Consider the following 17845-nt stretch of genomic DNA (forward strand, 5'->3'; position numbering starts at 1 on the left):
TACTACAGATCGAATCGCGACGAGTTTGCGCGGATCGACGGTTGATGCCGTCGGCGTCGCGCGCGCCGGTGTTGCTTTTTCTGCGCGCGACGCCGCTTTCGAGCGGGATCTAATGAAAGTCGCGCGTCTCCAGTTCCACCGACTGTCCCCCATTTCTCTGTAGCACACGGCGGGCGGCCGCTTCAATCGCCTTCCTGTTACCCTCGAACGCCGCGATCAGATCGTGGGACGACGTGCCCGTATTGCCGAAGTGGTCGTTGAGGGCGTCGATTGATACGCTGCACCATACCTCCTTTCCTTCGACGTTCGCTTCGAATGCGACTCGCGATGCGGCTACGACGTGCCGGCGGCTGGTGAATTCGATGGTCATTTGATTTCTCCGTGAGTGCCAGGTCTGATACACGAACGTCGGCCAGCGCGGTTTTTCGGGCGATTTTTCCTTTGCCCGGGGCCAGGTGGTCCGGTCTGGGGCGTTCGCTTCGGTGCTGTGCAGCAAGGAACGATCCAGTCCGCTTCGAACATGCCCAGCGGAATGGCGGGCGGTGTCGAGCGTCGGTATCGTTCTCCAATGATAGGTCGCGGGGCGAATAAAAGCCCGGGAAAGTACTAGGTCGTCTTGCCCGTCATCTGCTCGATCAGCTTTTTCGTCGCGGGCGAATGCTCGTATTTTCGGAAGACGGCGGCGACCTCTGACATGACCGGCTCGCCCGCAAGCGTCTTGAAGACGACGTTTGGCAAACTGACGACCCGGGTCAGCACATTGGGCACGATGGCCACGCCAGCGCCCACGGAGACCTGTGTCAACACGGCGAGCAGCGTGCCTGGCGCACTCACGATACGAGGATTGAAGCGGCCGCGCCGCGCGATTTCCCGCGTGCCGAGATCCTGTTCGGGCACGACGAAGGTTTCGCCCGCCAGCGCGCGCGCCTTGATCGGACCCGCTGCTGCCGCCAGCGGATGCTCGGCGGGCAGCGCCGCGCAGAACGCATCGCGTGCCAGCACGTGCGCGCGTAGCGAGGACGGCAGCTCGACGGGCATGCGCACGAACGCGACGTCGACGCGTCCTTCCTCCAGCAACGCGGGAAGCTCGCCCATCGGATGTTCGGTTGCCTGCACGAGGACGCCCGGCCGCGATTTGCGGAACGCGCGTATCTGTTTCTGCAGGATGCCCGAAAACGCAGCCGAGCCGACATAGCCGATATGGATTCGCCCCACCTCGCCGCGTCCGGCGCGCTTTCCGACATTCAGCGTGCGTTCGAACTGCGCGAGGGTCTCGCGCGCTTCGGCGAGAAACACTTCTCCGGCAGGCGTGAGCGCGACCGTGCGTTTGGTGCGGCGAAACAGCTGCGCCTGCAGCGTGCGCTCCAGTTCCTGGATCTGCACGGTCAGCGTGGGCGGCGCAATGCCGAGGGTTTCGGCGGCCTGTGCAAAATGCAGCTGCTCCGCGACAGCGATGAAATAACGCAGATGCCTGAGTTCCATGACGCGTACCGGCGAGTATTAGTTTGTGTCTAATTATATTGAACAGACGCGGGAATGAACGGAATAGAAATAACTGGTGAAATACGGGCTTAATTGTCCGTCATCTTTTCGTAAACCAGGCCCATGAGTTCAATCACCGCTACCCGTTCGGCCTCTCGCGGCACGCCGCTGCTTCTCATTGCGTCGATGGGGTGTGCGATGACCGTGCTCGACACGAATGTTGTCGGCATCGTTCTGCCTACCATTGCGCGCGATCTCAATGCATCGTTTGCCGATATCGAATGGGTGATCAGCGCTTACGTGCTGTGTTTCGCCGCGCTGTTGCTGCCCGCCGGCTCGCTTGCGGACCGCTTCGGGCGCAAGCGCGTGTTCCTCGCGGGCATCGCGCTTTTCGCGCTCGCTTCATTCGCATGCGGCGTCGCGCCGAGCGCGCCGCTGTTATATATCGCGCGAGCCGCGCAAGGCGTGGGCGCGGCGTTCCTGCTCGCGCCCGCGCTCGCGATCATCGGCCATGCGTTTCATGACGAGCGCGAACGCGCGCGTGCGTGGGCCGTCTGGGGCGGCATCATGGGGCTGACGATGGTCCTTTCGCCGCTGATCGGCGGTGTCGTCAGCGCGTATCTGGGCTGGCGCTGGGCGTTCACGATCAATGTGCCGATCTGCGCGCTGCTGGCCACAGGCGTCGTCAAGATCGTTGACGAGTCGCGCGACCCGACGCCGCGTTCGCTCGATCTGCCGGGCATTGCGCTCTTTGCGGCAGCGATGTTCTCGTTGACGTGGGCTCTGATTCTGGGCCCCGAATATGGATGGTTCAGTACGGCCGCCATGTCGCGCGCGTGTGCCGGTGTCGCGCTGTTTGCTGCTTTCGCGCTGGTCGAGAGCCGTCGCGTGCATCCCATGCTCGACCTCGCCCTGTTCCGTTCGTGGCCCTTCGTGGGTGCGATCGTGGCGATGTTCTCGTATGCGTCGTCGGCGCAGGTGATGGCCTCGCTTTTGCCGCTGTTCCTGCAAAATGCGCGAGGCGAAAGCGCGCTCAGCGCGGGGGCCGGCATGTTGCCTTTCGCGCTGGCGATGCTGTTGCTGCCGCAACTTGGGCGCAAACTCGCGGCATATATGGATTCACGGCAGATTCTGACGCTCGGCCTCGCAGTGGTCGCATGCGGCAATCTCGCGATGATGCTTGCTGCGCGCCGCGCAGACCATGCATGGCTGATCGCCGCGATGGCGCTGCTCGGCAGCGGTGGGGGACTGCTGAACGGCGAAACGCAGAAGGCGATCATGGGCACGGTCCCGCGAGAACGTGCGGGCATGGCGTCCGGCATCAGCACGACATCGCGCTTCACTGGCATTCTTCTGGGCTTTTCCGGACTCGGCGCCGTGCTGGCCGAGGGTGTGCGTTCGGCATTGACCGCGCAGATGTCTCACGTGCAAGTGCCTTCTGTGCCGGGCTTCGCCGAGCGTGTGATGGCGGGCGACTTCGTGCGCGCATTCACGCTGTATCCGCCTGAACTGACGGAAACGCTGACCCACATTGCGCGTTCGAGCTACGGCGAGGGCTTCTCGCAAGCATTCGGCGCGGCTGCGCTGGTCGCGGCCGTTTCGGCATTCGTGGTCTATCTGTCGATGAGAAGCAGCAAACGTTGATTGCGCAGTGCTGTACCGATTAGTATAAAAGGCTCTAGACAAAGAGCGCCTTGCAACGCGCATCATTCGATGACTCGGTACGAATCACTCGCCAATACGATGGCGGCGGAAATCCGCTCGGGCAGTCTCGCCGTAGGCACGCGGATGCCGTCGTTGCGACAGGTCATCGCGCAGCACGGCGTCAGTCAGTCGACGGCCTTTCGCGCTTACTATCTATTGGAAGAGTGGGGGCTGATTCGCGCGCAGGAGCGTTCCGGCTATTACGTCGCGCGCGGCGCGGCCGTTCCCGAAAGTCGCGAGGCCACAGCGAAGCGCGCGCTCGCCGAGTCCGCGAAAGTCGATATCAGCGAACTCGTTTTTAGCGTACTCGAAGCGGCAAGGCATCCGGGTGTCGTGCCACTCGGTTCCGCGTTTCCTTCGCCCATGCTGTTTCCGTTGCAGCGCCTTGCGAAGTCGCTCGCGCAAACGGCGCGCACGGTGAATCCGTGGAGTACCGTCGTCGATTTGCCGCCTGGCAACGAAGCATTGCGTCAGCAGATTGCGCTGCGTTATCTGGGCATGGGACTGTCACAGCGGCTCGATGAAATCGTCGTCACCAATGGTGCGCTCGAAGCGCTGAATCTATGTCTGATGGCCGTGACCCGTCCTGGCGACGTGGTGGCGGTCGAGTCCCCGGGCTTTTACGCCGCGCTACAGGCGATTGAGCGACTCGATTTGCGCGCCGTGGAAATTCCCGTCGATTCGCAAACCGGCCTCGATCTGAATGCGCTCGAACAGGCGCTCGACAAGCATCCCATTCGCGCTTGCTGGTTCATGACGAACTACCAGAACCCGACGGGCGCGACGATGCCGCTCGAAAAAAAGAAGGCGCTAGTCGAACTGCTCGCGCGACATGAAGTGCCGTTGATCGAAGACGACGTGTATGGCGAACTGCATTTTCAGGCGGACTATCCGTTGCCGGCGATTGCGTTTGATCGAAAAGGGCTTGTCATGCATTGCAGTTCTTTCTCGAAGACGCTTGCGCCAGGATATCGAATCGGTTGGGCCGCTGCCGGAAAATTTGCGGAAAAAATACAGCGTGCGAAGCTGATGACGACGCTTTCGGCGAGCATTCCCGTGCAGGCGGGAATCGCCGATTATCTTCAGCATGGCGGATACGACCGGCATTTGCGTAAATTGCGTGCGGCATTGCGCGCGCAACTCGATGCCATGAATGTGGCGTTGCGACGTTACATGCCGAAGGGTGTGAAATGGACGTGTCCGTCGGGCGGCTATTTCGTATGGCTCGAATTGCCCGAAACGATCGACGCGTTGACGCTGCACAGGCACGCGATCGAGCAGGGCGTGAGCATCGCGCCGGGACCAATTTTCTCGGCAGCACGCAGCTTCCGGCATTGCGTGCGCCTCAACTTCGGGCATCCATGGAACGCGGATATCGATCGCGCCGTCCGCGTGCTCGGCGAACTCGTTACGCAGGCAGTGAAATAAGCAGCGTGCGTTTCATTAACAGACTCCGCGATGGATTCGTCCAGAACCTCTCACGCGTTCGTTGGCGCAGAAGTTCAAGGCGTGATCACTGCTGAGTTGCCAATACCGCTGCGCTACTGAAACCGCTTGACATCGTTTCTAGTAGACCCGGCTTCTTCCCTTGAGAACGGACAACAAAGAGTCGTTTTCGGAAAAGATGACTCAGGCTCGCGCCCGCCGGGTAACGCTTGCTGGCAACTGTCTTCGCGAAGCGCTTCAGGTACACCTATTGCGCGCCTTCACGACACTCACGTTCATAGGAGCTGAACTATGGGTTCAATCAATCCGCAAACGCGCAGAACAAGTGGAGCAGGGATTGTCGGTGGCGGTGTCGGCGAAGGTCCGGGGCCGGAAGTGATGACCGCATCGACGCTCGACGGCAACAAGGTGATCTCTTCAGACGGGGAACACGTCGGCAAGATTTCGGACATCATGCTCGATGTGCGCAGCGGACGAATCGCTTATGCGGTGCTCTCCGAAGGCGGCTTTCTCGGCATGGGCGCAAACCTGCATGCGATTCCGTGGAGCGCGCTCACGCTCGATACCGTGGAGAAGTGCTTCCACGTCGACATTAGCGCGCGGCGGCTAAAGGACGAACCGGGCTTCGACAAGGATCATTGGCCGTCGATGGCCGATGCAAAATGGGGCGAGTCGCTGCACACGTATTACAACCGCGATCCGTACTGGCTCTCGCGCAACGAGTACGTCGACCCCGACGTTCCGCCGACAGCGCATTGACGCGGCGGCGTATCAGCGCCTGGTGAAGAGGCCGCGCGAGATCGAAACACAGTGGCACTGCATCCCGCGCGGCTTCCAGAAGGCTTTTCTTTTAGACCTTGACCGAGGAAGCCTCGTAAATCTCATCGATGGCTTCCGCGAGTTTCGCATTGAACTCGTCGTCGCTCATCTGCTTCTTCAGGTCGTTGATCAGCGCACGCGAGAAGCTCGCGATCATGCCGTGATTTTGTGCGAGCTTCTTGCACGCTTCCGTGCGGGTATAGCCACCCGAAAGCGCGACGACTCGCGCAACGCGCGGGTGATCGATCAGCGGCTTGTAGAACTCGGCGACATCGGGAATGGTCAGCTTGAGCATGACCTGCTTATTGGCAGGCAGTGCATCGAGGCCCTTGCTGATTTCATCGCGCAGCGTCTTTTCCGCGCCCGCCTTGTCCGGCGCCTTGATCGACACTTCGGGCTCGAGAATCGGCATGAGTCCGCCCGCGTCGATTTGCGCGCCATATTCGAATTGCTGCTTGACGATGGCGGCAATACCCGACGGCGAATTCTGCTCGATCACCGAGCGCATCTTGGTGCCGAAAATGCCGAGCTTGTGCGCGCGGTCGAGCAACGCATCGAGCCCGGGAATCGGCTTCATCAGGCGCACGCCGTCCTTTTCCGCTTCGAGTCCCTTATCGACTTTCAGAAACGGCACGACGCCGCGGTCTTCCCAGAGAAACGACGGCACGGGTTTGCCTTGCGCCTGCCCGTCCATTGTGGCCTCAAAGAGAATGGCCGCGATGACTTTTTCGCCGGTGAAGGCGGGGGAGGTGATGATGCGCACACGCATTTCATGCATCAGCTTGAACATTTCGGCGTCGCCGTTGTAGGCGTCGTCGGGAATGCCGTACTGCCGCAGTGCGCCCGGCGTCGAGCCGCCGCTCTGGTCGAGCGCGGCGATGAAGCCGTCCTTTTCAGAAACCTGCGTCAACATTTTGTCATTTGCCACGGACGTTCCCTCCTTGAACAACTGATTTGTGGACCATTCGTTTCCGACTCGACAAGTGTACGGCATTGCAGCGCGCACTCCTATATCGTGCGGATCGGGTCAATTGAACACATAAGCGAGGAATGTTCCAGGCAAAAATGTGTCAGAAAACGCATGATCCGGCAGTGTGATTGGCAACACTCGATGTGATCTGCTTCGACACAGCGGCGGTAAGATCGACAAGCCGGTCCTTGCCATCGTGCGAGCGGCAAAGAAAGTACTTCCTTCATTCGGGGCGCGCGGACCTCGCGCGAATAGCGATGAAAACGCTGGTGCGAGCGATCGCGACTGTGGCATGTGTGGCCGCCGTGCTCGGACTCCTGTTCGTTCCGTTGCCGCGCGCTTTTCATCTTTCGACGCGCATTGTCACTGTTGAACTCATCGCGCGGCCCCGTACGGCCGTTTTTGACTATGTAACGACTCCTGCGCACTGGCCGGCGTGGCATCCGTCGTCGCTGGCGGTCACGGGCGCAACGGATCATTCGCTTGCCATCGGCGAGCAGACGACGGAAGAGTTTCGCGTCGCGGGACGACGTGGGCGCGTCGTGTGGACAGTCGTCGAGCGCAACCGGCCGGACAGGTGGACGATCGACGGCGCGATCGAAGGCCGTCCGGCAGGCACGGTCCGCTATACGCTGACACCCGATGTAAATGGCACAAACGGCGCAAATGGCACACGGTTCGAGCGCACTTTTATCTACCGTTCGCCCACCCTTTGGTTCGCGTTGCTGGATGCGGTGCTGCTGCGCGCGAAGATCCAGGCGGAATCCGACGAAGCCGTCGAGCGGCTCAAAAATGTGCTTGAACAGCAAGCGGAGCAGCGTGAGTAGCAGGCGTTCAGGTCGGGTCGACCGAACTCATTCTTCTTGCGGGGCCTTCCGCCGCAGTGCAAGCGCGACACCGCTCGACGTCAGCGTCATCGCTACCGCTTCCTTCAAGCCGAGCGGTTCGCCGAGCGCGATTGCCGCAGCGACGATCCCCATGATGGGAACCAGCAGCATGCCGATCGATGTGATCTGCGGCGGCAGATGCCGCAGCGCCGCGAACCACGCGAGGTAGCAGACCAGCGTCATGTAGATCATCACGGCGCAACGTCGATAGCGTGGAGAAGCCTATCCATGCGAGACATTCGTGCAACCGGCGAGAAGCAATTGCGGTATGTATCGGCGCGGCACGCGCGGCGCTTCGCCCGCGCACATTGCGACGCATCCCGTTGCGGTGGTGAGCAGATAGAACAGCCCTGTTCAGTGTGGATGTTTTATCGAGCGATTCGTATGACTTCTTTATAGAGGCTCGATCATATGAGGTTCCGCGGATTCTTCTGCTGCGTGCAATGTGACATGTGGCGCAAACGATTGCGTTGTATCCTTGATCAGGCTGTAACGCGCGGTCTCGATTCATTTGCGCGCAACCTTTCGTCAGATGGAAAACTGCGCGATCTACGCAGTGCAATTGCAGATGCAAACTTCCGTCTGACAGTAGAAATCAGCGTCCGCCGCAATCATTCAAAATGGGTACATTCCGGACGTTCTCTCTGTTATGAAAATGCCCCGGAAAGTACTCGCAGGCGTTGGCACCAGGTTCCCCAACCCCTAAATCGACGGCTGTCTCTCGCACTGGGCGCTATCAAACGTTTGCGACGGGTGTGTGTCAAGGGTTGTTCCGAACTGATCGATGCCGAACGGAGTGAGATAGTTTCAATGCGGGATGATCGGTGCATGGTTCATGAAAGCAACACGAAATACGGTTAGATCGCAGTTCATGAGAGGCTGAAAATGGAACAGTCCGTACGCAACTTCGCGCTTTCGACTAACGGCCAATCCGTGACTTTCGATATCGTTGTGCAAAAGCGCGCGATAGGATGTTCGATCACGCGCGATGCGCTCGAACAGCATTTCTGGCTGGAGCGCGGCGCGGACGAATTGCACCTCACGAAGGCATTCGGCAACGGTCAGCGCCGCATAGCGGCAGTGGCCGAACGCAAGGCGCTTGCGAAGGGGTCGATGCACGTGTCGATTACCGCGGACGATTTCGAGCACCGCTAGACGCCGCGTGGCGTCCATTGCACGCCGACGTTGCGCGGCACGTATCGCGGCGGGGCGAGGCCGCGCGGGGTACTCCACAAGCCTGGTACGCGTCATTTTCCTTTCTGCCCATACTTGCGTCGTCGCGTGTCGTGCTTCTCGAAGACTGCTCCAAAGCGATGCGGGCACCATTTCGGCTCGGCCCTATAGATTGCCGCCTACTCACACTGTATGGAAGTTAGTGATCCTTCCTTAGTCTGGGTTCTTCCTCAAGCTTTATGACCTTTTGTACAGCGGCTACGTCGCTCGGTATTTACCTGATCGCTGGTATGTTGCAGCGAACATCGGCGTGGCTTTCCAGCGAGGGACAGGCGATATGAATTTCTGGCGCTTCGTTCGTGAAGCCGTTTATCGGCAATCTTTACCGAATTTCTGATTTCGTCGGTTTTGCAGAAGGTCGCAACGACCGCCCAAAAGCGTCAAGCTGGAAAAATTTCCTGTTAGCAGGTATTCCCAGCGAGCGTGTTGTTGTCGTAATACATGCACTTGCATCACGGCGCTAAGGGTTTATACTAGCAACTGTCTCCTCCATGTCTCCTCTTGATATGGATTCGGCCCACCGCTTGGTGGGCTTTTCTTTTTGTCCCTTCTTTTCCGAACAGATATCCGGCTGCGGACTGCTATAAGCGCGGCTCTTCAGCCCTTCGCGCAGGCATGATCGCGTCGACGGTGTGAAGCTATAACCGATCACTGCGTTCACTCCTTCGGATGCCTTGAGGTAATCGCCCGAGATGTACACGTCAGTCCGCTTCGAGAGCAGGTAGTGCAACCCGAGCGAGCCCTGGTTCCAGTGGTGACGTTCGAAGTTCGTGTACTGGTATCCGGCGATCGCGCTGAAGGCGGGCGTCACCTGCCAGTTCGCACCGCCTTCCGCTACCTTCATGTGCGAAGTCTCGCCGACGCCCTTGATCGTCGTATAAGAGAAATTGCCCATCAGCGTGACGGTACCGATCCTGTAACTCGAACCGATGCCGAACGTTGCCTGCCCGTCGACGGGGAACGGCGTGTTCGCATAGAGGTCGGTGATCGTGCCGGAGGCGGGATCAACGCTTATCGCCGGTTGGCCGAGGAACGTCGCATGATGCTTTCCCGAATGAGGAAATTCGGCGACGCCACGCCCAGCTGGATACTGGCGGGCCGCGCCAATCGGGCCGTTGTAGAGGTGAGGCGCAATTTGCGCGTAATAGACCTCGGCCATGCTCGCAATCTTCTTTGCTTCGAGAATGCCGCCGACACGCCCAAGGTTCATTTGCAGGATCGATGCCGAGTTGTTGCGAAGCAGATCGAAGAACTCGTACTTGGTCGTCAACCGTTCGCCTGCTGCAACGGGAATGCGGGTTTTCTGCGCGACGCGCGCCATCGCTTCCGACTGTCCGGGCGGGACGGGCTCTTTAAACCACAACGGGTCATAGGGCTCGATATGTCGGGCGAGTCGAATGGCAGCCGACGGCGTCATCTGGCCGTGCGTGCCGAAGATCAGATCGCACTGGTTGCCGACTGCTTCGCGAAGGCGCCGGCAAAACGTCTCTGACGATTCCATCAAGTCGAGACTAAGCTGATGTCCGCAATACGCCGTGTAAGGACTGGCGGGATCGAACTTGATCGCCGTAAAGCCTTGCTTGACATACTCAACTGCGCATTTTTTATATATGGAAACATGGCCCACCATCAGAATCGCATTCGCGGTTTGAGCGCGGTGGTGGAGAACGATTCCCCGCATTCGACATGCGGCGCGCGGGCGTCACGCCAGAAGGGACTTCGCGCTCGTCTTCAAAGACAGGTCCGACAGTTGAAAAGCAAATGGCCGGTGCGATACACCGGCCATTTTCATCTCACTGCGATGCTGAAGCAGTGATCAAGCTTCGAGCGCAAGCGTCGCGAAAGTGGCAAGCCAATGCTCGCCCATATAATCGCCGGCGACGTGCTGCTGCGCGCTTTCCAGATGTATGTCAGCGGCTTCGAACAGCACCGCGCGGCGCGGATCGTCGTTCGGCAGCGCGCGCGCAAGCGATCGCTGGCACCACGCGCGGCTCAGATTCAAGCCGTCCAGATGCGCGATCTTGCCGTCGCTGCGGTCGGTGACGGTGGCGGGCACGAACAGGATCGCGGGTTGGCGCTGTGCGAGATCGGGCAGAAAGCGCGTGAACCATCCGTCGAACCCGGCGGGCGGCAACACGCGCCGCATCAACTCCGCTTCCATCAGCGAAGGCGACAGGAACTCGTCGCCCGACGGCTCCCACGCCTGGCAACCTGCATCGTTCAGATACCAGCGCTTTGCAGTTTCGACGATCAGCGTTGCCAGCGAATCGCGTTGCGTGCGATGTGCGAATTCGAGCGTGAGCGCCAGTGCAAATGCCGTGTTGAAATGCGTACCGACGCGCAGCGGATAAGTCGCCTTCGGCAAGAACTCTTCGAAGCGCTCGACGAATGCCTCCGTTAGCGGTTCGATCGTCTTCGACCAGCGTTCGGCTTGCGGCAGCTTCAGCGATGCGGCCTGGCCCGACAGCGCAAGCAGCCATGCCCAGCCATAGGGCCGCTCGAAACCGCGGTTATGCAGCAGATCGAGATAGGCACGTTCGCCAGCAACGTTTTCTTCAGTGAAGTGCTCATCGACGACGGCAATGATTTGCGGCGCTTCGGGCAACTCGGGGAAGCGTTCGAGCAGATGCAAGAGCAACCAGTAGCCATGCACGCATGAATGCCAGTCATAGCTGCCATAGAAGATGGGATGCAGCGCGCGCGGACCTTGCACGTCCTGCGGACCGGCGAGCGAGTGCGTGAGCTTGTTCGGATATTCGCGCGTCAGATGAGCAAGCGCGAGACCAGCGAATTTCGATGCGATTTCAGATGTGAGCACGGCATTCATCGACGCCTCGTCATAACGGACATAGAGGTTACGGTAAGCCTTCAATCCGTTTGCTCGGGCATGCACGGGCCGAACATCGTGTTGAAGGCGAGGAGCACATTCTGCCCCTATCGCCCCCTTTCTGTCATGTGCGAGACGCGTTGTTCGCGCGTGAGGTGAGTACTGTTACGACAGTCCCAATTGCCGCGCGGTTGCATCGATGGCATTTTTCGCCTTCGATACGAGCTCGTCGATCTCGCCCTTCGTGATGACGAGCGGCGGCGAGAGCAGCATGCGGTCGCCCGTTGCGCGCATGATCAGATTGCCGTTGAAGCAGAAGTCGCGGCAGATCATGCCGACGTCGCCGCCGTTTTCGAAGCGCTTTCTGGTCTTCGGGTTCTGCGCGAGCTGAATGCCTGCGACGAGACCTGCGCCCGCCACTTCGCCGACGATGGGATGATCGGCGAACGTTTCGCGCAGCAACTGCTGAAAGTACGGACCCGTTTCGTTCTTCACGCGCTCGACAATCTTTTCATCGCGCAGCAGTTTCAGATTCGCGACGGCAACGGCAGCGGCGACGGGATGCCCCGAATACGTGAGGCCGTGATTGAATTCGCCGTTCTCGATGATTGCCTTGGCGATGCGATCATGCAGGCCGACAGCGCCCATCGGCACATAACCGCTAGTCAAGCCCTTGGCCATCGTGATCAGATCGGGCTCGAAGCCGAAATGCAGATGCGCGAACCATTCGCCCGTGCGGCCAAATCCGCCGATCACTTCATCGGCGACGAGCAGCACGTCGTACTTGCGGCAGATACGCTGAATTTCAGGCCAATACGTAGACGGCGGGAAAATCACGCCGCCTGCTCCCTGGAACGGCTCGCCGATAAACGCCGCGACGTTCTCGGGGCCCAGTTCGAGAATTTCCGTTTCGAGTTGTCGTGCGCGTTCGAGGCCGAATTCTCCCGGTGTCATGTCGCCGCCTTCGCCGAACCAGTATGGCTGGTCGATATGGACGATGTGCTCGACCTGCGACGGCATTTGCTCATGCATGTAGCCCATGCCACCGAGCGTGCCGCCCGCGATCGTCGAGCCGTGATAGCCGTTCTTGCGCGAGATGACGAACTTCTTCTGCTTCTGGCCTTGCGTGGCCCAATATCGATGGACGATGCGCAGCACCGTGTCGTTGCCTTCCGAGCCGCTGTTGCAATAGAAGAAGTGATTGAACGGCGCGGGCGTCAGTTCGGCAAGCAACGCCGACAATTCAATCACAGGCGGATGCGTCGTCTTGAAGAACGTGTTGTAGAAGGGCAGTTCCTGCAATTGTCGATAGGCTGCGTCCGCGAGTTCCTTGCGGCCATAGCCGACGTTCACGCACCACAGTCCCGCCATGCCGTCGATGATCTTGTTGCCGTCGGAGTCCCACAGATAGACGCCTTCGGCCTTCACGATCACGCGGCTGCCTGCGCGATTCAACGCGCCCATATCCGAGAACGGATGAATGTGATGCGCGGCATCGAGCGCGCGATATTCCGCCGTACTGCGCTGCTGTCGCGATGCATTGGCCCTTGCGGCCGGCTGCGCGGGTTGCACGTAAGTGATTTCTTCTGTTCTGTAGCTCATGTTGACTCCAGTTGTCTTGTGCTTGCACGTCGCATTCCGAGTACTTCGATGAATTGCGGCTCAGACGTGCAGCAGCAAATGCTTGCGTTCCCACGAACTGATCACGCGGAAAAACGCTTCGTATTCGGTTTCCTTTAGCGTGAGATACGCCTTGACGAACTGCTCGCCCATGATTTCGGCAAGCGGCTCGCATGCGGCCATCAGCGTGAGCCCTTCTTCAAGATTGCGAGGCAACTGGTACGGCAACTGGTAGCCGTTGCTCGAGAGTGGCTCTGTGGGCGTCAGATGCTGCGTGATGCCGAGGTAGCCGGCAGCGAGCGTGCCCGCAATCGCGAGATACGGATTGCAGTCGACACCCGGAATGCGATTCTCGATACGGCGCGCTTGCGGACTCGAATGTGGAATCCGGAATCCGACCGTGCGGTTGTCGTAACCCCATTGCACATTGATCGGTGCGGCCATGAAGCGCGACAGCCGGCGATACGAGTTGATGTACGGCGCGAAGATCGGCATCAGCGCGGGCGTGTACTTCTGCAGTCCCGCGAGGTACTGGTTGAACAGCGCGGTCGGCTTGCCGTCGCTGCCGGTAAAGAGGTTCTGGCCCGTCTCTTCATCGACGATGCTTTGATGCACGTGCATCGCCGAGCCGGGTTCACCCTCCATCGGCTTCGCCATGAACGTCGCGTACATGTGATGACGCAGCGCCGCTTCGCGCACGGTGCGCTTGAAGAGAAACACGCGGTCCGCGAGATTGAGCGGGTCGCCATGCAGGAAGTTGATTTCCATTTGCGCGGCACCCACTTCGTGAATCAGCGTGTCGACTTCCAGTTCCTGAATATCGCAGTACTCGTAGATGTCTTCAAAAAGCGGATCGAATTCGTTGACAGCTTCGATCGAATAAGCCTGGCGTCCCGTCTCGGCGCGTCCCGTGCGCCCGACGGGAGGCTGCAAAGGCAGGTCGGGATCCTTGTTCATGTCGACCAGATAGAACTCCAGCTCCGGCGCGACGACGGGCTTCCAGCCCCTGGCCTTGTAGAGATCGAGCACGCGGCGCAGTACGCGACGCGGCGAGATCGCGACGGGCGTGCCGTCGAAATGCACGCAGTCGTGAATCACCTGCGCAGTGGGATCGACGGCCCACGGGATGATGCGGATCGTCGAAGGATCGGGCACACATACCATATCGGGATCGGTGACGCCCGTGAGCGAGCCGTCGTCGGGATACTCGCCCGTCACGGTCTGGATCATCACGGCCTGGGGCAGCCGCATCGATTCTCCCAATTCGAACTTGCTGCGCGGAATGATCTTGCCGCGCGCAATGCCCGCCATATCGGGAATGATCGCTTCGATTTCGGTGATGTGATGTTTCTTCAGAAATTCATCAATGTCTTGCATGTTCGTTCTCTCTGTTTTGTTGCGCGAGATGGGGATCAGACGTGCGCGCTCGCAGCCGATCCCGTCCTCATGCGCATTCGATCGCGGCACGCTGCACCAAACGCGCGGAAGATCGCGGTCGATAGCGCATCGTTCGCATGCTTCCATTCCGGATGCCATTGCACTCCCAGCGCGAAAGCACGCGCATTCGCGACGCTGATCGCCTCGATCAAACCGTCCGGCGCGTGAGCTTCGACCGTGAGACCATTGCCGAGCCGCTCGACGCCTTGTCCGTGCAGCGAATTGACGTGCGCTTCGCTTGCGCCGCCAGCGAGCTTCTGCAACAGCCCGCCTTGCACGAGACGCAGCGCATGCGAAGGTCCGTACTGCACGTCGAGGTCGTCTTCCTTGTTCTCACGATGGTCGTCGTAGCCGTCCACCGTGTGAACGCTTTGATGCAACGTCCCGCCGAATACGACATTCATTTCCTGAAAGCCACGGCAAATTGCGAGAACGGGAACACCCGCGTCGATGGCGGCGCGCATCAGCGGCAGCGTCGTTGCGTCGCGTGCGGGGTCGTGCAGCGTGCCTGGCGCGCTCGCGTGACCGCCGTAGCGATGTGGCTCGACGTTCGAATAGCTGCCGGTAAACAGCAGGCCGTCGACGTGCGTGAGCACGTCTTCGGGCGTCTGACGTTCGCCCAGTGCGGGCAGCAATATAGCCAGCGCGTGCGCGCTGTCTATCACAGCCGCGATGTACTTCTCGCCGACCACATGCGACGGATGCGCACCTCTCATCGTTCTGTCGGCGATGATGCCGACCAATGGTTTATTTCGCATGACTAATCGTATTCGTTGATTGCTGCACTAACACGACACGCGCTGCCAGATGCGACTGTGTATGTGGCTGCGTGTGCGCGGCACGATTCCGCAGCCATGCGCAATGCAAAGCCGCTTCAAGGGCGCTTGATGGTGACGATCGTCAGCGGATCGCGCCGCGCGTTGCGATCAGATACGCTGTCCGGTTTGCTCCGCTTCGTGCGACAGCGGGCGTGCAGCGGCGCGTTCCTGGCGCAGGGGCGAGCGCAACCGAAGACGCGGCGCAATGATGCGCGCGAAGCATTGACCCGCGAGCGGGCCCGACAGTGGAAGATGGAGAGGCGCTAGGGCAAGAGCGATGCGACACCGTCGGTGTGCACCGCGATGAAGGCACGCGCTGAAATGGAGTTATGACGTCGGACGGAACGGCGCGACAGGATCGTCGAGACGGACAGAAAGCGGCGAAACGCAAGCCTGCCGTTGCTGCCGTCGGCGATGGCGTTGTCATCGCGAAGACACCTCGCGAACTGACTACGATCCCACCTTACCAAAGGGCCTCGGACTCTCACGATGACACTCGACTGGCACGTTGAAGTATTGAACGCCCCGCTCGAAAAACGCATCAATAAAAAGAAAACGGGACGCGAGGTTGTCATTCAAAATACATTGTTTATCGTTATGCCGCTGCTCGAATTGCTCAGCGCATTGGATAACCGAACGAGAGAACATCAACCTGTCATTAGCATATACGAGTCGCAAATGCCGGAAAAGCCTTTTCGTCAATTTATGCGGGCTTACCCTGAGCGATCTATCGGCATTCAAATCGGCATTTGAATGCGGCAGGTATATAGAAGCGTCGATTTTTTGCAGGGTTTTCCCCGGCGGCAGTCGATTTAAAGTGACGAGTATATTCAATACACGTGTGTGCTATTCGAACCGCTGTTCTCGCACAGTTCTCGCTCATCGAACAGAATTACGTGAGTCCTTCTGTCAGCTCATTGAAGAAGCTGCGAGCATGTATTTCGCTGAGCGCAGCGGAATTCCTCACATTTGAAATCGAAGCGGAGTGCGCAGCCGTCTCACGCTGCGCAGAAATGCCGAACCACGGCGAACCCGCAAGGCTGACGCTTTGCGTCACTTGTATGACATTGAGGCATCCTGATGGACAAGACAACATTGGCTTACTGGCAGGAAAAGGCCGCGGCGCTTGCAATCGAAGGCCGCGCGTTTATCGGCGGCGAATATCGGCCGGCTGAGAGCGGGCGCACGTTCGACTGTGTGAGTCCCATCGACGGCAAGGTACTCGCTCAGGTCGCCGATTGCGGCGAAGCCGAGGTGAATGCGGCCGTGAGCGCCGCGCGCCGCGCGTTCGAGGGAGGAGTGTGGTCCGGTCTCAATCCGCGTCAGCGTAAGGCGAAGCTGCTCAAATGGGCTGCGCTGATGCGCGAACATCTCGACGAGCTTGCGTTGCTAGAAACGCTGGATGCAGGCAAGCCGATCGGCGACACGACCTCAGTCGATGTGCCGGGTGCAGTGTATTGCGTCGAATGGTTTGCTGAAGCAATCGACAAGGTGGGCGGCGAAGTGGTGCCCGCGGATCATCATCTCGTCGGACTCGTGACGCGCGAGCCGCTGGGTGTCGTCGCAGCCGTCGTGCCATGGAATTTCCCGATCCTGATGGCGTCGTGGAAATTCGGACCCGCGCTCGCGGCGGGCAACAGCGTCGTGCTGAAGCCATCGGAGAAGTCGCCGCTGTCGGCGATCCGCGTCGCGCAACTCGCGCTCGAAGCGGGTATTCCTGCGGGCGTATTCAACGTGGTGCCAGGCGGTGGAGAGGCGGGCAAGCTGCTTGCGCTGCATCGCGATGTCGATTGCCTTGCGTTCACGGGTTCGACGAATGTCGGCAAGCTGATCATGCAATACGCCGGGCAATCGAATCTGAAGCGCGTATGGCTGGAACTGGGCGGCAAGTCGCCGAACATCGTGCTGCCCGATTGCCCGGATCTCGATCGCGCGGCAAAGACGGCGGCGGGCGCGATCTTCTACAACATGGGCGAGATGTGCACGGCGGGTTCGCGGCTACTCGTGCATCGCGACATCAAGGACGTGTTTCTCGACAAGCTCGTCGAGGCAGCGCGCGGCTATATACCGGGCAATCCGCTCGATCCGAATACATCGATGGGCGCGATCGTCGATCAGCTTCAACTGGATCGCGTGCTCGCCTATATCGAAGCAGGGCGCGCCGAAGCGAAACTGCTGCATGGCGGTTCGCGCGTGCAGCAGGAAAGCGGCGGTTTCTATATCGAGCCGACTGTTTTCGACGTATCGCAACACAACGCGAAAATCGCGCGTGAAGAGATTTTCGGGCCGGTGCTGTCGGTGATCACGTTCGATTCGATCGATGAAGCCGTGAAGATCGCCAACGACAGCGACTACGGCCTCGCCGCAGCCGTGTGGACGGCAAACCTGACGACTGCGCACGAAGTCGCGCGGCGTTTGCGCGCAGGCACCGTCTGGGTCAACTGCTATGACGAGGGCGGCGACATGAACTTTCCGTTCGGCGGCTACAGGCAATCGGGCAATGGCCGCGACAAGTCGCTGCATGCGCTGGAAAAGTACACGGAGTTGAAATCGACGCTTGTGCGCCTGCGTTGAGTGACCTGCGCGCGGTTACGGGTACCGG

General features: G+C 59.7%; 18 protein-coding genes and 3 pseudogenes. 11 read left to right on the forward strand and 10 right to left on the reverse strand.

Translation table 11 applies throughout. The features are described from left to right. Positions 1-109: 109 nt before the first annotated feature. Complete coding sequence (locus tag GCT13_RS06155; RefSeq protein WP_087737022.1) at positions 110-370, reverse strand: DUF1488 family protein; 261 nt, start codon at positions 368-370, stop codon at positions 110-112. Between the two features lie 236 nt (positions 371-606). Further along, complete coding sequence (locus GCT13_RS06160; RefSeq protein ID WP_152755947.1) at positions 607-1482, reverse strand: LysR substrate-binding domain-containing protein; 876 nt, start codon at positions 1480-1482, stop codon at positions 607-609. 123 nt (positions 1483-1605) lie between these two features. Here GCT13_RS06160 and GCT13_RS06165 point away from each other — a divergent pair, with 123 nt between their 5' ends. From GCT13_RS06165 to GCT13_RS06175, 3 genes are all read left to right on the forward strand, one after another. Then, positions 1606-3126 carry an MFS transporter gene (locus tag GCT13_RS06165; RefSeq protein ID WP_152755949.1) on the forward strand — a complete coding sequence of 507 codons (1521 nt, stop codon included), beginning with the start codon at positions 1606-1608 and terminating at the stop codon, positions 3124-3126. A 69-nt stretch (positions 3127-3195) separates the two neighbouring features. Continuing rightward, on the forward strand, positions 3196-4614 hold the full coding sequence (locus tag GCT13_RS06170; protein WP_152755951.1) for an aminotransferase-like domain-containing protein: 1419 nt from the start codon (positions 3196-3198) through the stop codon (positions 4612-4614). A gap of 309 nt (positions 4615-4923) precedes the next feature. Then, the gene (locus GCT13_RS06175; RefSeq protein WP_152755953.1) at positions 4924-5391 is read left to right on the forward strand and encodes a PRC-barrel domain-containing protein; all 468 of its coding nucleotides are present in this window, start codon (positions 4924-4926) and stop codon (positions 5389-5391) included. A 91-nt stretch (positions 5392-5482) separates the two neighbouring features. Here GCT13_RS06175 and GCT13_RS06180 read toward each other — a convergent pair whose 3' ends face one another. After that, on the reverse strand, positions 5483-6379 hold the full coding sequence (locus GCT13_RS06180) for a fructose bisphosphate aldolase (protein WP_321574212.1): 897 nt from the start codon (positions 6377-6379) through the stop codon (positions 5483-5485). A gap of 299 nt (positions 6380-6678) precedes the next feature. Between GCT13_RS06180 and GCT13_RS06185 the strand changes: the two genes are divergently transcribed. Further along, a complete protein-coding gene (locus tag GCT13_RS06185) occupies positions 6679-7248 on the forward strand; it encodes an SRPBCC family protein (protein WP_152755955.1) in 570 nt (189 codons plus the stop codon). 27 nt (positions 7249-7275) lie between these two features. Here the strand turns inward: GCT13_RS06185 and GCT13_RS06190 are convergent, their stop codons facing one another. After that, the gene (locus tag GCT13_RS06190; protein ID WP_152756129.1) at positions 7276-7500 is read right to left on the reverse strand and encodes an EamA family transporter; all 225 of its coding nucleotides are present in this window, start codon (positions 7498-7500) and stop codon (positions 7276-7278) included. Between the two features lie 693 nt (positions 7501-8193). On the opposite strand from GCT13_RS06190, the gene GCT13_RS06195 reads away from it, so the two are divergent. The 3 genes and pseudogenes from GCT13_RS06195 to GCT13_RS48165 all read left to right on the forward strand — a co-directional run bounded on the left by GCT13_RS06195 (position 8194) and on the right by GCT13_RS48165 (position 9005). After that, complete coding sequence (locus GCT13_RS06195; protein ID WP_152755957.1) at positions 8194-8463, forward strand: DUF1488 family protein; 270 nt, start codon at positions 8194-8196, stop codon at positions 8461-8463. 145 nt (positions 8464-8608) lie between these two features. Beyond that, positions 8609-8839 (forward strand): annotated as a pseudogene (locus GCT13_RS49075) (MFS transporter); the annotation flags it as partial. Position 8840: 1 nt separating this feature from the next. Then, a complete protein-coding gene (locus GCT13_RS48165) occupies positions 8841-9005 on the forward strand; it encodes a hypothetical protein (RefSeq protein ID WP_193727582.1) in 165 nt (54 codons plus the stop codon). 158 nt (positions 9006-9163) lie between these two features. Here GCT13_RS48165 and GCT13_RS50805 read toward each other — a convergent pair. The 5 genes and pseudogenes from GCT13_RS50805 to GCT13_RS06225 form a co-directional block, all read right to left on the reverse strand. After that, positions 9164-10222, reverse strand: a pseudogene (locus GCT13_RS50805) (porin); the annotation flags it as partial. Positions 10223-10357: 135 nt separating this feature from the next. Beyond that, positions 10358-11368 (reverse strand): DUF2891 domain-containing protein, encoded by a 1011-nt coding sequence (locus GCT13_RS06210; RefSeq protein ID WP_152756131.1) that lies wholly within the window; start codon positions 11366-11368, stop codon positions 10358-10360. A 165-nt stretch (positions 11369-11533) separates the two neighbouring features. Continuing rightward, the gene (locus GCT13_RS06215; RefSeq protein WP_152755958.1) at positions 11534-12970 is read right to left on the reverse strand and encodes an aspartate aminotransferase family protein; all 1437 of its coding nucleotides are present in this window, start codon (positions 12968-12970) and stop codon (positions 11534-11536) included. Between the two features lie 60 nt (positions 12971-13030). Further along, positions 13031-14365, reverse strand: a complete 1335-nt coding sequence (locus GCT13_RS06220) for a glutamine synthetase family protein (RefSeq protein ID WP_152755960.1) — start codon at positions 14363-14365, stop codon at positions 13031-13033. A 35-nt stretch (positions 14366-14400) separates the two neighbouring features. Continuing rightward, the gene (locus GCT13_RS06225) at positions 14401-15183 is read right to left on the reverse strand and encodes a gamma-glutamyl-gamma-aminobutyrate hydrolase family protein (protein ID WP_152755962.1); all 783 of its coding nucleotides are present in this window, start codon (positions 15181-15183) and stop codon (positions 14401-14403) included. 96 nt (positions 15184-15279) lie between these two features. Between GCT13_RS06225 and GCT13_RS06230 the strand changes: the two genes are divergently transcribed. Further along, positions 15280-15510, forward strand: a complete 231-nt coding sequence (locus tag GCT13_RS06230; protein WP_152755964.1) for a hypothetical protein — start codon at positions 15280-15282, stop codon at positions 15508-15510. On the opposite strand, the gene GCT13_RS49085 is transcribed toward GCT13_RS06230, so the two are convergent. Beyond that, complete coding sequence (locus tag GCT13_RS49085; protein WP_152756134.1) at positions 15507-15713, reverse strand: hypothetical protein; 207 nt, start codon at positions 15711-15713, stop codon at positions 15507-15509. The two genes, GCT13_RS06230 and GCT13_RS49085, sit on opposite strands and share 4 nt — an antisense overlap. Before the next feature lie 19 nt (positions 15714-15732). Here GCT13_RS49085 and GCT13_RS06240 point away from each other — a divergent pair, with 19 nt between their 5' ends. The 3 genes and pseudogenes from GCT13_RS06240 (at position 15733) to GCT13_RS06245 (ending at position 17817) form a co-directional block, all read left to right on the forward strand. Continuing rightward, positions 15733-15996 carry a hypothetical protein gene (locus GCT13_RS06240; RefSeq protein ID WP_152755966.1) on the forward strand — a complete coding sequence of 88 codons (264 nt, stop codon included), beginning with the start codon at positions 15733-15735 and terminating at the stop codon, positions 15994-15996. Between the two features lie 122 nt (positions 15997-16118). Further along, positions 16119-16271, forward strand: a pseudogene (locus GCT13_RS49090) (XRE family transcriptional regulator); the annotation flags it as partial. Between the two features lie 52 nt (positions 16272-16323). Continuing rightward, complete coding sequence (locus GCT13_RS06245; protein WP_152755968.1) at positions 16324-17817, forward strand: aldehyde dehydrogenase; 1494 nt, start codon at positions 16324-16326, stop codon at positions 17815-17817. Positions 17818-17845: the final 28 nt, after the last annotated feature.

Origin of the sequence: Paraburkholderia franconis (assembly GCF_009362735.1) — a bacterium.
GTDB lineage: Bacteria > Pseudomonadota > Gammaproteobacteria > Burkholderiales > Burkholderiaceae > Paraburkholderia > Paraburkholderia franconis.

Bases quoted from the DNA above. Each gene is read 5' to 3' on its own strand.
- GCT13_RS06155 (WP_087737022.1), bottom strand. From the start codon at position 370: ATGACCATCGAATTCACCAGCCGCCGGCACGTCGTAGCCGCATCGCGA.
- GCT13_RS06160 (WP_152755947.1), bottom strand. From the start codon at position 1,482: ATGGAACTCAGGCATCTGCGTTATTTCATCGCTGTCGCGGAGCAGCTG.
- GCT13_RS06165 (WP_152755949.1), top strand. From the start codon at position 1,606: ATGAGTTCAATCACCGCTACCCGTTCGGCCTCTCGCGGCACGCCGCTG.
- GCT13_RS06170 (WP_152755951.1), top strand. From the start codon at position 3,196: ATGACTCGGTACGAATCACTCGCCAATACGATGGCGGCGGAAATCCGC.
- GCT13_RS06175 (WP_152755953.1), top strand. From the start codon at position 4,924: ATGGGTTCAATCAATCCGCAAACGCGCAGAACAAGTGGAGCAGGGATT.
- GCT13_RS06185 (WP_152755955.1), top strand. From the start codon at position 6,679: ATGAAAACGCTGGTGCGAGCGATCGCGACTGTGGCATGTGTGGCCGCC.
- GCT13_RS06190 (WP_152756129.1), bottom strand. From the start codon at position 7,500: ATGATCTACATGACGCTGGTCTGCTACCTCGCGTGGTTCGCGGCGCTG.
- GCT13_RS06195 (WP_152755957.1), top strand. From the start codon at position 8,194: ATGGAACAGTCCGTACGCAACTTCGCGCTTTCGACTAACGGCCAATCC.
- GCT13_RS06210 (WP_152756131.1), bottom strand. From the start codon at position 11,368: ATGAATGCCGTGCTCACATCTGAAATCGCATCGAAATTCGCTGGTCTC.
- GCT13_RS06215 (WP_152755958.1), bottom strand. From the start codon at position 12,970: ATGAGCTACAGAACAGAAGAAATCACTTACGTGCAACCCGCGCAGCCG.
- GCT13_RS06220 (WP_152755960.1), bottom strand. From the start codon at position 14,365: ATGCAAGACATTGATGAATTTCTGAAGAAACATCACATCACCGAAATC.
- GCT13_RS06225 (WP_152755962.1), bottom strand. From the start codon at position 15,183: ATGCGAAATAAACCATTGGTCGGCATCATCGCCGACAGAACGATGAGA.
- GCT13_RS06230 (WP_152755964.1), top strand. From the start codon at position 15,280: ATGCGCAATGCAAAGCCGCTTCAAGGGCGCTTGATGGTGACGATCGTC.
- GCT13_RS06240 (WP_152755966.1), top strand. From the start codon at position 15,733: ATGACACTCGACTGGCACGTTGAAGTATTGAACGCCCCGCTCGAAAAA.
- GCT13_RS06245 (WP_152755968.1), top strand. From the start codon at position 16,324: ATGGACAAGACAACATTGGCTTACTGGCAGGAAAAGGCCGCGGCGCTT.